Consider the following 13,187-nt stretch of genomic DNA (forward strand, 5'->3'; position numbering starts at 1 on the left):
AGCATGGGAGAGTGAGCTATCTGCGCCTTCCCCACCTCAACGGCGACCTGCTGTGCTTCGTGGCCGAGGACGACCTCTGGCTGGCCCCCCTCGACGCCCCGGGCCGCGCCTGGCGGCTCACGGCGGACCGTACGAAGGCAGGGCACCCCCGCTTCTCGCCCGACGGCAGCCAGATCGCCTACACCACCTGGCGCAGCCTCGTCCCCGAGATCCACCTCGTCGGCGTCGACGGCGGGCCCGCGCGGCAGCTGACGTACTGGGGCAGTGCCGACACGCAGGTCTGCGGGTGGACCCCGGAGAGCGACATCCTGGCCGTGGCCTCCCACGGACAGCCCTTCTCGTACTTCACGTGGGCCTACAAGGTCGCCACCGACGGCGACCCGGGCGGTCGCCTGCCCTGGGGCCCGGTCGCCGACATCCAGGTCGCCGACCTCGACGGTGAGCGCAAGACCCTGCTGCTCACCGGCACCCCGCCGCACGAACCGGCCGCCTGGAAGCGCTACCGGGGCGGCGCGATGGGCCGCCTCTGGCTGCACGGGCAGCGCCTCCTGCCCGACATCGACGGCCATCTGGCCTGCCCCATGTTCGTCGGCGGCCGGATCGCCTTCCTCTCCGACCACGAGGGCGTGGGCAACCTCTACTCCTGCGCCTACGACGGCACCGGCCTGCGCCGCCACACCGACCACGACGCCTTCTACGCCCGGCACGCCTCCACCGACGGCACCCGCGTGGTCTACCAGTGCGCGGGCGACCTGTGGCTGGTGGACGACTTCTCACCGGCCGGCGTACCGCGCAGGCTCGACATCCGGCTCGCCGGACCGGCCACCGGCCGCCGCAGGTACCAGGTGCCGGCCGCGCAGAACGTGGACAGCATCTCCGTGGACGAGACCGGCCGGGCCAGCGCCGTCGTCGTACGCGGCAGCCTGTACTGGCTCACCCACCGCGACGGTCCGGCCCGTACGATCACCGACACGCCCGGCGTGCGGGTGCGGCTGCCGGAGATGCTGGGCTCGACCGGGCAGATCGCGTACGTGACGGACGCCGAGGGCGAGGACGCCGTCGAGATCGCCCAGCTGCCCCGCGCGACCGGCGACCGCGCGCCGCACAGGCTGGCCTCCGGCGATCTGGGTCGGGTCCTGGAGATGGTCGCCGACCCGCTCGGCGAGCGCCTCGCCATCGCCTCGCACGACGGACGGCTGCTGCTGATCGACGCGACGGAGGACTCCGGTGGCGGGGTGGAAGACGCCGTCAGGGATGTCGAGGACGTCCGGGGCGGGGGCGGCGTGGAGGGCTCCGGCGACGCTGAGGTCACCAACGGCTCGGACGGCTCGACGGGCACCGGCGACTCCGGCGACGAGGGCAGGGCGGGCCTTGCGGGCCCGGGCGGCTCAACCGGCCCGGGCGGCTCGGCGGGCGAGGGCGGCTCGGGCGCCAATGGCACGGCGGGCAGCGGCGACTCCGGCGCCAATGGTTCGACGGGCAGCGGCGAGGGCGAGGCGAGCCCGGGCGGCCCGGGCGGCTCGGCGGGCTCGACGGGCGCCGGCAGCTCCGGCGCCACCAGCTCGGCGGGCAGCGGGGACTCCGGCGACGAGGGCAAGGCGGGCCTCGGCGGCGCGGGCGACTCCGGCGCCAATGGCACGGCGGCCTCCAGCGGCTCCGGTACCAACAGCTCGGCGGGCTCGAGTGGCCCCGTGGGGCCGGTTCCAGGCGGTTCGGGTGGTGCCGTGACGGAGTTGATCCGCTCCGTCAACGGCCCCGTCCGTGACCTCGCCTTCTCACCCGACGGCTCCTGGCTCACCTGGTCCCACCCGGGCATCGGCCGCTCCCTGCGTCAGATCAAGCTGGCCCGCATCAAGGACCGGCTGATCATCGACGTGACGAACGGCCGCTTCGAGGACGAGAACCCCGTGTTCACCCGCGACGGCCGCTACCTGGCGTTCCTCTCCTGGCGTGGCTTCGACCCGGTGTACGACGTCCACACCGGCGACCTGTCCTTCCCGCTCGGCTGCCGCCCCTATCTCGTCCCGCTCTCCTCGGCGACCCCCTCCCCCTTCGCCCTGAACCCCGAGGGCCGCCCCGCGGCCGGCGGGCTCGATCCGCTCGAGGACGAGGAGACCGGCGAGGGCGGCGCGGTGACCGTCGAGGTGGAGGGCCTGGAGAGCAGGGTCACGCCGTTCCCGGTCATCGCCTCCAAGTACTCCGCGCTGTGCCCGGTCGCGGGCGGTGGACTGGTCTGGCTCCGCTGGCCGATCTCCGGCGCGCTCGGCGAGACCTTCGCCAGCCCGGACGACACCACCGGCCGGCCGACCCTCGAGTACTTCAACATCAGCAAGGCCAAGAAGTCCGAACTCGTCGGCCACCTCGACTGGTTCGGGGTCAGCGGCGACGGCACCCGGCTGGTCGTCGTCGACGAGGGCGACCTGCGGGCCGTGCCCTCGACCGAGATCGGCGACGGGGACACGACCGTCTGGATCGACCTGCGTCGCATCCTGCACGTGGTCGACCCGCCCGCGGAGTGGCGCCAGGCCTATGAGGAGGCCGGGCGCCTCATCCGCGCGTACTTCTGGGACCCGGGCATGTGCGGCATCGACTGGGACGCGGTGCTCGCCCAGTACCGGCCGCTGGTCGAACGGATCTCCTCCCCCGACGAGTTCGCCGACCTGCTCCGCGAAGTCCTGGGCGAACTGGGCACCTCCCACGCCTACGTCACCGCCGCCCGCCGCAATGAGGGCCCGCCCCACTACCAGCGCTGGCAGGGCCTGCTCGGTGCCAACTTCGTCCACCGCGACGGCGGCTGGACGCTCAAGCGCATCCTGCCCGGTGACTCCTCCGACTCCAAGGCCCGTTCACCGCTGGCCGGTACGGGCATCCGCGAGGGCGCGGTCCTCACCCACGTCGACGGCCGCCCGGTCGACCCGGTCACCGGCCCCTACCCCCTGCTCGCCGGTTCGGGCGGTACGACCGTGGAGCTGACGTTCACGCCGGCGGAGGGCGGGGCCGGGCGCGCCCGGCGCGTCGCCGTCGTCCCGCTCATCGACGAGCGCCCCCTGCGCTACCAGGACTGGGTGGCCAAACGCCGTGGGGTGGTGCGGGAGTTGAGCGGGGGCAGGTGCGGCTATCTGCACATCCCCGACATGGGCGGCTCCGGCTGGGCCCAGTTCAACCGTGATCTGCGCATGGAGGTGTCCCGGCCCGCGCTGATCGTGGACGTGCGCGGCAACGCGGGCGGGCACATCAGCGAACTCGTCATCGAGAAGCTGACCCGCACGATCCTCGGCTGGGATCTGACGAGGGACGCGCAACCGGTGTCGTACACCTCCAACGCGCCGCGGGGCCCGGTGGTCGCCCTCGCCGACGAAGCGACTTCCTCGGACGGCGACATGATCACCGCGGCTTTCAAGCTGCTGAAGCTCGGCCCGGTCGTCGGCCAGCGCACCTGGGGCGGCGTGGTCGGCATGACCGGCCGCCACCGCCTGGGCGACGGCACGGTCATCACCGTGCCCATGAACGCGGCCTGGTTCGACGCCTACGGCTGGTCCGTGGAGAACCACGGCGTCGCCCCCGATCTGGAGATCATGCGTACCCCCCTCGACTGGGCGGAGGGCCGCCACGCCCAACTCGACGACGCCGTCCAACTCGCTCTGGATCTCCTGGAAACCACCCCGGCGGCGATCCCCCCCGACCACAGCGACGTCCCCGACCGCTCCCGCCCCAAGCTCCCGCCACGGCAGTGAGGGGGCGGAAGACCCAGCCGCACCCGACGGCGCACCCGCACCACCCCACCAAAGAACGCAGGGCACCCTCCAGCAAGAAGGGCGCCCCACGTAGTCCGGCCGAAGCCGGGCGCAGCGACTAGGCGTCGTAGTCCCGGTCGAAGCGGTCGTCCATCTCCTGCTCCGTGTCCTCGATGTCGCGCATGTTCTGGCGACCACGCTCGGACTGCGGCTGCTGACCACGCTGCGGCTGCTGGCCTCGCTGCGGCTGCTGACCACGCTGGGGCTGCTGGCCGCGCTGCGGCTGCTGCTGGCCACCACGCTGCGGCTGCTCGCCACGCTGGCCGGCACGCTCACGCGCCTGACCGAGCTTGTCCTTGGCCTGGTCCTGCCACTCGTTGGCCTTGTCCTGGAACTGGTCCTTCATACCCATGTGGGTTCACTCCTGTGGTGAGTGAGGGTGGGGATTGACCCCTTGGTGGGGCCTCGACCAGATTCACACGGGCGAACACGGAGTGCATGTCGATCAGTTACGCTGCGTAGCCCGTGCCGCCTCGTCGGCCTCCCCACCTGCGCCGACGAGTCCGGAACGCATCCCCTGCAGGCGGGGCGCGAACCGCTTCATCTCGCGCTGGCCGACCGTTCCGATGAGCGCCGGGAGGTACCCGCGCAGGCCCTGCATGCCGCGCAACCACCACTGTCCGTACACGTGCGCCGAGCGCCGCTCGATCCCGGCGACGATCCGGTCCACCGCGGGTCCCAGCGGGTACGTCTTGTTCGACGGCCACGGCAGCCGTTGCCGCAGTTCACGCATGACGTCGTCCTGGTCGGCGCCGCGCACCATGTCGGTGTCGGTCCAGGACAGGTACGCGACACCGACGCGCACGCCCTGGTAGCCGACCTCGGCGCGCAGACTGTGCGCGTACGCCTCCACGCCCGACTTGGAGGCGCAGTACGCCGTCATCATCGGCGCCGGGGTGATCGCGGCGAGCGAGGCGATCTGAAGCAGATAACCGCGGCTCTCGACGAGCACCGGCAGGAACGCGCGGGCGGTCACCGCCGAACCGATCAGGTTCACCTCGATCACGCGCCGCCAGGCCTGCGGATCGGAGTCGGCGAACGGACCGCCCGTCGCCACACCGGCGTTGGCGACCACGATGTCGACCTTCCCGAACCGCGCCTTCACCTCCTGCGCCACCCGGCTCATCGCCTCGTGGTCGGTGACGTCGGCGTACCAGTGGGCGCTCTCACTGTGCAGCCGCGCGGAGACCTCCTTGAGCGCCTCCTCCTCCAGCCCGACCAGTGCCACCTTCGCACCGCGCGCGGAGAGCTTGCGCGCCAGCAGCTCACCGACGCCGCGCGCCGCTCCGGTGACGACCGCGACCTGCCCCTCGAGGCCGACCCTGCTCATGCGCCCTCCTTGGTCTGCGCGGGGGTGGAACCGTGCTGGGGGCTGGACCCCGTGACGTAGGTGATGGTGAGTTCCCGGATTCTGCGGATCACCGGCTCGGGAGCCTCGATCGGGGTCATGTGGCCGACGCCGGGCAGCTCGGTGAGGCCGACGCAGTTCGGCAGGGCGGCGACCAGCGCACGGGCGTGCACGGGAGGCGTGAGCCGGTCGGACGCGCCGTGCACCACCGCGGTGGGCGCGTGCAACTCCCGTACGCCGTGGTCGAGATCGAGTGCTTCGAGTACGGCGGCCCAGGCGTGGCGCACGGCGCGCGGGCAGGCGTGCACGATCCGCGCGCACGCCTCCACCATGTGCGGGGCGGAACCGGCGCCCATGGTGGCGTACTTGAGGATGCTCTTCGCGACCGGCGTGACCGGCCCCAGGGGGGCACGCGAACCGAGGACGCGTCCGGTGATCCAGGTGCGCACCCGTCCGGCGCGCAGCGGCACCACGCGCGCCTCCGCGACCAGCCGCGAACTGCCGGTGCTGCACAGCAGGACGGCGGCGGCGTGTTCGCGGAACCGGGGGCGCGTGGCGGCGGCCATGACGGTCATGCCGCCCATGGAGTGGCCGACGATCAGGGCCTTCTCCCCACGGGCGAGCGTCTGAGCGAGTACCGCTTCGAGATCGTCCGCCAGCGCATGGGTGGTGCACGCCGGGCTCGAGGGACTGCGCCCGTGCCCCCTCTGGTCGTAGGTGATCACCCGGTGGTCGGTCGCCAGGTCCCGTATCTGCGCCGCCCAGAAGGCGGTCGAGCAGGTCCAGCCGTGGGAGAGGACGATGGGGGGCGCGTTCTCGGGCCCGTGCACCTCGACGTGCAAACGCGCGCCGTCGGCGGAGACGACGGTGAGTTCGCGGGACGGGACGGGCGGGGCGTACGGGCCGGAGGACACGGCGGCGACCCGGCTCATACGGCACCCTCGCTCTGCTTCTCGGCGACCGCGGCCTCTTTCGCGGCTGTACCCCTCTGCTTCTCCGGGGACTGACGGATGACCTCGTACTCCCCCAGGTCCACCCGCCGGGTCGCGCGCCGGAACTCGGTCGTCGTACCGGGCCAGATGGTGGTGTTGCGGCCGCTCGCGTCCAGGTACCAGCTGGTGCAGCCGCCGGTGTTCCACACGGTGCGCCTCATGCGTTCCTGGACCTCGTGGTTCCAGGCCTTGACGGCGGCGGACCGGGCGTCGAGGGCGGCGCGGCCGCCGAGGACGTCGAGCTGGCGCAGGTAGTCGGCCATGTAGTTCAGCTGGGACTCGATCATGAGGATCATGGAGGAGTTCCCGAGGCCGGTGTTGGGCCCGATGATCGTCATCCAGTTCGGGAAGCCGGCGGCCGCGGCGCCGCGCAGCGCCCGCATGCCGTTCTTCCAGGACTCCGCGAGCGTGATGCCCTCCGCGCCGACCACCCGCTCGGCGATCGGCATGTCCGTGACGTGGAAGCCCGTGCCGAAGATGATCGCGTCGACCTCCGTCTCGGTGCCGTCGGCCGCGACGAGCGTGGACCCGCGGATCTCGCTGAGCCCGCTCGCGACGACGTCCACGTTGGGCCGGGCGAGCGCCGGGTAGTACTCGCTGGACAGCAGGATCCGCTTGCAGCCGATGCGGTATCCGGGGGTGAGCTTGGCGCGCAGCGCCGGGTCCTTGATGGCACGGGCCATGTTGCGCTTGGCGAGCTGTTCGACGAGGCCGAGTTCGTCGGGGCGCTTGGTGAACGCGTGCACCTGCAGTTCCCGGATGCCCCACAGCAGTCCGCGCCTGAGCCGGCTGGTGAAGGGCACCGACCGGTGCAGCCACCGCTCGGCGCCGCTGATGGCGCGGTCGACGCGGGGCAACACCCATGGCGGGGTGCGCTGGAAGAGGGTGAGGCGGCCGACCTGCGGCTGGACGGCGGGCACGATCTGGATGGCGGAGGCGCCGGTACCGACCATGGCGACGCGCTTGCCGCGCAGGTCGTAGTCGTGGTCCCAGCGCGCGGAGTGGAACACCTTGCCGGGGAAGGACTCGAGCCCCGGGATCTCGGGAATCTTCGGGTCGGACAGCGGCCCCGTCGCGGAGACGACGACGTCGGCGGTCAGGGACCCGCGCGCGGTCTCGATGTGCCAGCGCAGGTTCTCGGCGTCCCAGCTCATCAGCTTGACCTCGGAGTCGAAGCGGATGTGCGGACGCAGGCCGAAGAGGTCGGTGACGTGCTCCAGGTAGGCGCGGATGTGCCGCTGCCCGGAGAAGGTGCGCGGCCACTCCGGGTTGGGCGCGAAGGAGAAGGAGTACAGGTGGGAGGGGACGTCGCAGGCGCACCCGGGGTAACTGTTGTCCCGCCACGTGCCGCCGACACCGTCCGCCCGCTCCAGGACGACGAAGTCGGTGATCCCCTCGCGGCGCAGCCGCACGGCGGCCCCCAGCCCGCCGAACCCGGATCCGATCACCGCCACCCGTACATGTTCGTGCTCGGCCATCCCGAAGCCTCCACGCATCGCCTTGGACCCTGCCAGTGGATACTGGCGCAATGGGACTGTAGAGCAGCTCAGTACCGAGCGGTAGGGGTCGAGGGAGGGAAGTTACCGGCGGTACAACATAGGCTGCGGGCGTGGCAGAGGACGCAGAACACCCGGGAGCCAGGCGCGAGTACCGCATGGAGGAGCTGGCCCGTCTGGCCGGCATCACCGTGCGCACGCTGCGCTTCTACCGCGAGCGCAAGCTGCTCCCGCCACCCCGGCGCGAAGGCCGTATCGCCTGGTACGACGATCACCACCTGGCGCGCCTGCGCACCATCGCCGCCCTGCTGGAGCGCGGCCACACGCTGACCGGCATCGCGGAACTGGCCGAGGCCTTCGACCACGGGCGCGACGTCGCCGACGTCCTGGGCGTCGGTACTCCCACCGAGGAGGAACCGGTCCGTCTCACCCCCGAGGAACTCGCCGCCCGCTTCGAGGGCGAGGTCACACCCGAGAACCTCGCCGCCGCCATGGACCTCGGCTATGTCGGCACCGACGGCGACGAGATCGTCCACATCAGCCGCCGCCTGCTGGACGTCTCCTCCGCGCTGGTCCGCGAGGGCATCCCGCTCGCCGAGGTGCTGACGGCCGGCGCCCGCGTCCGCGAACACGCCGACGCCCTGGCCGAACTCTTCGCCGACCTGATCCTGCGCCATGCTCCCGCGGAGGATCTGCCCCGCCTGCGTCCGCTCGCGCGCAGCGTGGTCGAGGCGGAACTCTCCCTAGCCCTGGACCGCCGCCTGACCAAGGACGAGAACATGGACATGGGCATGGACATGGACATGGGCATGGACATGGGCATGGGCATGGGCATGGGCATGGGCATGGACATGGGCATGGAGAAGGGCAAGGGCGGCTGAGGGCGGCTGAGGACGCCCGGTGCGCCTACAGGTCGTAGACGACGGTCACCGGCGCGTGGTCGGACCAGCGCTCGGCGTGCGTGGCCGCCCGCTCGACGAAGCCCTTGACGGCCCTGCGGGCCAGGCCGGGCGTGGCGACGTGGTAGTCGATGCGCCATCCCGAGTCGTTGTCGAAGGCCCGCCCGCGGTACGACCACCAGGTGTACGGCCCCTCGACCTCGGGGTGCAGGGCACGGACGACGTCGACGTAGCCGCCCGCCTCGGCGGCGAACACCTGGCCGAGCCATTCCCGCTCCTCGGGCAGGAAGCCGGAGTTCTTGGTGTTGCCGCGCCAGTTCTTGAGGTCGGCCTGCTGGTGGGCGATGTTCCAGTCACCGCAGACGACCACCTCGCGCCCGTCGGCGGCGGCCCGCTCGCGCAGTTCCTTCAGGTGGGCGAGGAACTCACCCATGAAACGGACCTTCTCGTCCTGCCGCTCGGTGCCGACCTCGCCCGAGGGCAGATAGAGGGAGGCGACCGTGACGCCGGGCAGGTCGGCCTCGACGTAACGCCCGCTGCCGTCGAACTCGGCCGAGCCGAACCCGGTCCGGACCCGGTCGGGCTCGCGCCGCGTGTAGAGGGAGACGCCGGCGCGCCCCTTGGCGGCGGCCGGGGCGTGCACGACGTGCCAGCCGTCGGGCTGCCGGACATCCTGGGGCAGCTGGTGCGGCTCGGCGCGCACCTCCTGGAGACAGACGACGTCCGCGGAGGTCTGGGCGAGCCACTCCACGAAGCCCTTCTTGGCGGCGGCCCGCAGCCCGTTCACGTTCACCGAGGTCACTGTCAGCACCCGGGCACGATACCGGCACACTGGTCGGAGTCCTCAAAGCCCCAGACCCATCGCCTGCATAGAAGTACGATGCCCAGCATGAATATACGCCCCGTTCGCTTCGATCACCCCGACGCCCTCAAGCTCAACGACGAGGTCCAGGCCGAGTACCACCAGCGCTACGGCGACGGCGGCGACGCCACGGCCCTCGACCCCGCGGACTTCCACCCGCCCCGGGGCGTGTACCTGATCGCGTACGACGAGTACGACCGCCCGGTCGCCACCGGCGGCTGGCGCGGCCAGGACCGCAACGACGAAGGCAACGAGGACGGCGACGCCGAGCTCAAGCGCATGTACGTGATCCAGGAGATGCGCGGCCGGGGCCTCGCGCGCCGCATGCTCGCGGCCCTGGAGGAGGACGCCCGCATGGCCGGCCGCATCCGCATGGTCCTGGAGACCGGCACCAAGCAGCCGGAGGCCATCGCCCTGTACGCGTCCAGCGGTTACGAACCGTGCACCAAGTTCGGCTACTACCGCCACTACGAGGAGAGCCGCTGCTTCGCCAAGCGACTGTAGACGCGATGAAGCCCCGATCGGCTTCTGCCGATCGGGGCTTCACGATGCGTGGACCTGAGGGGATTTGAACCCCTGGCCCCCTCGATGCGAACGAGGTGCGCTACCGGACTGCGCCACAGGCCCTTGCAACGAGTGAAACTCTAGCATCCCCATCCGGGTGCTTGGAAATCCGTTCCCGGACTGGTCAGGGGCGGGCTTCCCGTTGCGTGACAGCCGTCACTCGTTGGCCGCGCGCGGGCGGTCGCCGTCCTCGTACTGGTCGAAGAGCGGGGTGCGACCGCGCTCGCGCGCTCGGCGCGCCGAGGCCGCGCGGCGCGCGTCGCCGCGGCCGTCCGCCGCCTTGTCCCCGGACGCGGGCTCTCCCTCGTCCCCCTCCGCCTCCGGCGCGTGGCCCGCCTCCTGTTCCGGCGCGACGGAGCTGGAACGCGCCGAACTCCACGTGTCCGGAGCCCCCAGATCCACATCGGAGGTGGCACGCGGCGCGACCGGCGCGGTCACATACGTCGGCAGCGGCACCGGCACCGGGTCCCAGCTGTCTCCATGACCGGGCCGCCGCTGCCGCTCGCGCTGCTGGTCGACCCACTCGGCGTGGTCGGTCTGCTCGACGAGGGCGCGCCGGTCCGCGGCGAGCGCGGAAAGACCGGTGTCCGTGCCGGTGTCCGGTCCCTCCTCCGGTTCGTCCGCACCGGGTCCCGAGTCGAGGGGCGCGCGCCGACGCGGCTGGCGCTCACGCAGGCGCTGGGCCGCGACCTCCGCGCGCTGGCGGTCCATCTGGTAGGCGAAGCGGCGGCGTTCCTGGGCGCGCAGGTAGGCGATGTACGCGCTGAGCAGCACTGCGGGTACACCGGGCGCCCACAGGAAGGCGAGCCCGCCGACGGCGGCGACGATCGCGCCGAGGGTGAAGGCGAAGAAGAGCATCACGGTGGTGCGCCGACGGCGCGCGAGCACCTTCGAGCGCTGGGCGCGCGCTGCGGCCGCCTGCGCCGAGGGCGTACGCCGCGCGGCGGGCACGTGCCTCTGCGCGGGTACGGACCCGCATGGATGCGCGGGTGCGTCGGAGGAGTGCCCGGGCACCGGGGCGGACTTGGGCACCGGGGCGGCGTCCTGGTCGTGCGCCGGTTCCAAGGACGCCTCGGGCCCGGCGTCCGCCGCACGGACCTGACGGCGGGTCGGAGGCACGACGAAGGCCCGGACGTCCACCGTGTCGGTGACGGCGTCCGGATCGCCGGCGTCCGGCTCCCCCTCCTGGGCGGAGCGCGCCCGCAGGTCCTTGGCGTATCGACGCTCCATGCCCGCCCGTCCGGACAGCAGCCGGATGGCGGTGCTGAAGCGTTCCGTCGGACGGGCCTCGTTCAGCTCGTCCTGCCTACGGAGCCACATCGGCACCAAGTAGGCGGCCCAGGCCCCGACAATGACTGCGTAGATGAGGCCGCTGCTGCTCACGCCTCACACCGTAGAGGGGTTTGCATGAGGCCATCTGCCAATTGGGCCGGTGTGTCGCACGATCTGGCTGATATTTCCAGCTTTTTTTGCGACCGATGCGATCAGCGGGCCGCCAAGGTGGTGAAATTCAATGCCCTGAGGCGATCGTCGGCCGATCAATTTCGAACAAACATTCAATTCCGGGCTAGGCCGGATTCCCCGGCGCGTTCTGCGGACGCTGCGCCTCGCGAGAGCGGGCCCGCTGCCAGCGCGCGAGCAACCCGTCGGGCACCTCTTCCTCGGTGAGCGCGTAGACCAGATGGTCGCGCCAGGCTCCGTCGATGTGCAGATAACGCGGTCGGAGCCCCTCCTGGCGGAATCCGAGTTTCTCCACGACCCGGCGGCTCGGCCGGTTCTCGGGGCGAATGCAGACCTCTATGCGGTGCAGCCCGACGGTGCGGAAACAGTGGTCCACCACGAGCGCGACGGCCGTCGGCATCACCCCGCGACCGGCCACCGCCTCGTCCACCCAGTAGCCGACATGCCCCGAGCACATGGATCCCCAGGTGATACCGGCGACCGTCAACTGCCCGACCAGCCGCCCCTGGTACTCGATGACGAACGGCAGCATCCGGCCCGCGCCGGCCTCGGCGCGCAGATGCCGGACCATCTGCCGATAGGTCGGCCGGTGCGCGATCGGTCCGCTCGGCGTGGGCGGCGGGATGGTCGCCTCCCAGGGGCGCAGCCAGTCCCGGTTGCGCCGGTTCACCTCGCGCCAGGCCCGCTGGTCGCGCAGCTTTATCGGCCGGAGGACGACATCGCCGTCCCCCAGCACGACGGGCCAGGAGGAGCTGTTCAGCTCGCACCCCCGCTACCGGGTCTGGGGTGGTCGCCACCGCGGATCTGGTCGACGGCGTGGACCAGCAGCGGCTCGAGCACGGCGAGGCCGTCCTTCACCCCGCCCGCGGAGCCGGGCAGATTGACGACCAGGGTCCGCCCCGCCACGCCGGCCAGGCCACGGGAGAGCGCGGCGGTCGGCACCTTCTCCCGTCCGAAGGCACGGATGGCCTCGGCGATGCCCGGCACCTCGCGATCGATCACCGCGCGGGTCGCCTCGGGCGTGCGGTCGGTGGGCGAGATGCCGGTGCCACCGGTGGTGACGATGGCGTCGTACCCGGCCTCGACGCCCGCGCGCAGCGCCGCCTCCACGGGGTCCCCGTCGGGGACGACCCGGGGCCCGTCGACGGCGAATCCGAAGCTCCTCAGACCGTCGGCGACCAGGGGACCGCCCTTGTCCTCGTAGACACCCGCGGCAGCCCTGTTGGAGGCGGTGACCACCAGAGCACGGTAGGTCATGCCCGGCTCCAGTCGCCCGACTTGCCGCCCGTCTTCTCCTCCACCCGCACGTCCGTGATGACCGCTCCCTTGTCGACCGCCTTGACCATGTCGATCACGGTGAGCGCGGCGACCGTCACCGCGGTGAGGGCCTCCATCTCGACGCCCGTGCGATCCGTCGTCTTCACGGTGGCCTGGATCTCCACGGCGTCGTCCGCGACCGACAGATCCAGTGTCACACCCGACACCGACAACGGGTGGCACAGGGGGATCAGGTCCGGGGTCCGCTTGGCGCCCATGATGCCCGCGATACGCGCGGTGGCGAGGGCGTCACCCTTGGGCACCCCCTCCCCGCGCAGCAGCTCGACCACGCGGGGTGAGACGAGGACGCGGCCGCTGGCGCGGGCGGTGCGCGCGGTCACGTCCTTCCCGGACACGTCGACCATGCGGGCCGCGCCCGCCTCGTCGATGTGCGTCAGCCGGTTCTGCACAGAGGGTCCGGGGGTCTCCCCCCGGGAAGGCACAGTCATGGTGT

12 protein-coding genes and 1 tRNA gene are annotated in these 13,187 nt (G+C 71.9%); 3 read left to right on the top strand and 10 right to left on the bottom strand.

What is annotated here, in order from left to right; genetic code table 11:
- Positions 1–11 precede the first annotated feature (11 nt).
- Positions 12–3,734, top strand: a complete 3,723-nt coding sequence (locus ABZ079_RS02895) for a S41 family peptidase (RefSeq protein WP_356937587.1) — start codon at positions 12–14, stop codon at positions 3,732–3,734.
- Positions 3,735–3,852: 118 nt separating this feature from the next.
- Here the strand turns inward: ABZ079_RS02895 and ABZ079_RS02900 are convergent, their stop codons facing one another.
- The 4 genes from ABZ079_RS02900 to ABZ079_RS02915 form a co-directional block, all read right to left on the bottom strand.
- A complete protein-coding gene (locus ABZ079_RS02900) occupies positions 3,853–4,146 on the bottom strand; it encodes a hypothetical protein (protein ID WP_356937588.1) in 294 nt (97 codons plus the stop codon).
- A gap of 93 nt (positions 4,147–4,239) precedes the next feature.
- Complete coding sequence (locus ABZ079_RS02905; protein ID WP_356937589.1) at positions 4,240–5,124, bottom strand: SDR family oxidoreductase; 885 nt, start codon at positions 5,122–5,124, stop codon at positions 4,240–4,242.
- On the bottom strand, positions 5,121–6,074 hold the full coding sequence (locus ABZ079_RS02910; RefSeq protein WP_356937590.1) for an alpha/beta hydrolase: 954 nt from the start codon (positions 6,072–6,074) through the stop codon (positions 5,121–5,123). The genes ABZ079_RS02905 and ABZ079_RS02910 overlap by 4 nt, the downstream gene beginning before the upstream one ends.
- Positions 6,071–7,612: an NAD(P)/FAD-dependent oxidoreductase gene (locus ABZ079_RS02915; RefSeq protein ID WP_356937591.1), complete on the bottom strand. Its 1,542-nt coding sequence runs from the start codon at positions 7,610–7,612 to the stop codon at positions 6,071–6,073. Before ABZ079_RS02915 ends, ABZ079_RS02910 begins: the two co-directional genes overlap by 4 nt.
- A 176-nt stretch (positions 7,613–7,788) precedes the next feature.
- Here ABZ079_RS02915 and ABZ079_RS02920 point away from each other — a divergent pair, with 176 nt between their 5' ends.
- Positions 7,789–8,511, top strand: coding sequence for a MerR family transcriptional regulator (locus ABZ079_RS02920; protein ID WP_356937658.1), 723 nt, complete (start codon positions 7,789–7,791; stop codon positions 8,509–8,511).
- A gap of 25 nt (positions 8,512–8,536) precedes the next feature.
- Here ABZ079_RS02920 and ABZ079_RS02925 read toward each other — a convergent pair whose 3' ends face one another.
- On the bottom strand, positions 8,537–9,340 hold the full coding sequence (locus tag ABZ079_RS02925) for an exodeoxyribonuclease III (protein WP_356937592.1): 804 nt from the start codon (positions 9,338–9,340) through the stop codon (positions 8,537–8,539).
- A gap of 78 nt (positions 9,341–9,418) precedes the next feature.
- Between ABZ079_RS02925 and ABZ079_RS02930 the strand changes: the two genes are divergently transcribed.
- Positions 9,419–9,895, top strand: coding sequence for a GNAT family N-acetyltransferase (locus ABZ079_RS02930; RefSeq protein ID WP_356937593.1), 477 nt, complete (start codon positions 9,419–9,421; stop codon positions 9,893–9,895).
- 49 nt (positions 9,896–9,944) lie between these two features.
- Here ABZ079_RS02930 and ABZ079_RS02935 read toward each other — a convergent pair.
- From ABZ079_RS02935 to moaC, 5 genes are all read right to left on the bottom strand, one after another.
- A tRNA-Ala gene (locus tag ABZ079_RS02935) sits at positions 9,945–10,018 on the bottom strand.
- A 93-nt stretch (positions 10,019–10,111) separates the two neighbouring features.
- Complete coding sequence (gene glpR / locus ABZ079_RS02940) at positions 10,112–11,338, bottom strand: gephyrin-like molybdotransferase receptor GlpR (protein WP_356937594.1); 1,227 nt, start codon at positions 11,336–11,338, stop codon at positions 10,112–10,114.
- A gap of 184 nt (positions 11,339–11,522) precedes the next feature.
- On the bottom strand, positions 11,523–12,152 hold the full coding sequence (locus tag ABZ079_RS02945) for a GNAT family protein (protein WP_356937595.1): 630 nt from the start codon (positions 12,150–12,152) through the stop codon (positions 11,523–11,525).
- Between the two features lie 20 nt (positions 12,153–12,172).
- Positions 12,173–12,673 carry a MogA/MoaB family molybdenum cofactor biosynthesis protein gene (locus ABZ079_RS02950; protein WP_356937596.1) on the bottom strand — a complete coding sequence of 167 codons (501 nt, stop codon included), beginning with the start codon at positions 12,671–12,673 and terminating at the stop codon, positions 12,173–12,175.
- Positions 12,670–13,182, bottom strand: a complete 513-nt coding sequence (gene moaC / locus ABZ079_RS02955) for a cyclic pyranopterin monophosphate synthase MoaC (protein WP_356937597.1) — start codon at positions 13,180–13,182, stop codon at positions 12,670–12,672. Before moaC ends, ABZ079_RS02950 begins: the two co-directional genes overlap by 4 nt.
- Between the last annotated feature and the right edge of the window lie 5 nt (positions 13,183–13,187).

This window comes from Streptomyces sp. NPDC006314 (assembly GCF_040613075.1).
GTDB lineage: Bacteria > Actinomycetota > Actinomycetes > Streptomycetales > Streptomycetaceae > Streptomyces.

What these genes read in the sequence shown, in the direction of transcription:
- ABZ079_RS02910 (WP_356937590.1), bottom strand. Translation starts at nt 6,074, where the DNA reads ATGAGCCGGGTCGCCGCCGTGTCCTCCGGCCCGTACGCCCCGCCCGTC.
- ABZ079_RS02920 (WP_356937658.1), top strand. Translation starts at nt 7,789, where the DNA reads ATGGAGGAGCTGGCCCGTCTGGCCGGCATCACCGTGCGCACGCTGCGC.
- moaC (WP_356937597.1), bottom strand. Translation starts at nt 13,182, where the DNA reads ATGACTGTGCCTTCCCGGGGGGAGACCCCCGGACCCTCTGTGCAGAAC.
- ABZ079_RS02915 (WP_356937591.1), bottom strand. Translation starts at nt 7,612, where the DNA reads ATGGCCGAGCACGAACATGTACGGGTGGCGGTGATCGGATCCGGGTTC.
- ABZ079_RS02905 (WP_356937589.1), bottom strand. Translation starts at nt 5,124, where the DNA reads ATGAGCAGGGTCGGCCTCGAGGGGCAGGTCGCGGTCGTCACCGGAGCG.
- ABZ079_RS02950 (WP_356937596.1), bottom strand. Translation starts at nt 12,673, where the DNA reads ATGACCTACCGTGCTCTGGTGGTCACCGCCTCCAACAGGGCTGCCGCG.
- ABZ079_RS02930 (WP_356937593.1), top strand. Translation starts at nt 9,419, where the DNA reads ATGAATATACGCCCCGTTCGCTTCGATCACCCCGACGCCCTCAAGCTC.
- ABZ079_RS02900 (WP_356937588.1), bottom strand. Translation starts at nt 4,146, where the DNA reads ATGGGTATGAAGGACCAGTTCCAGGACAAGGCCAACGAGTGGCAGGAC.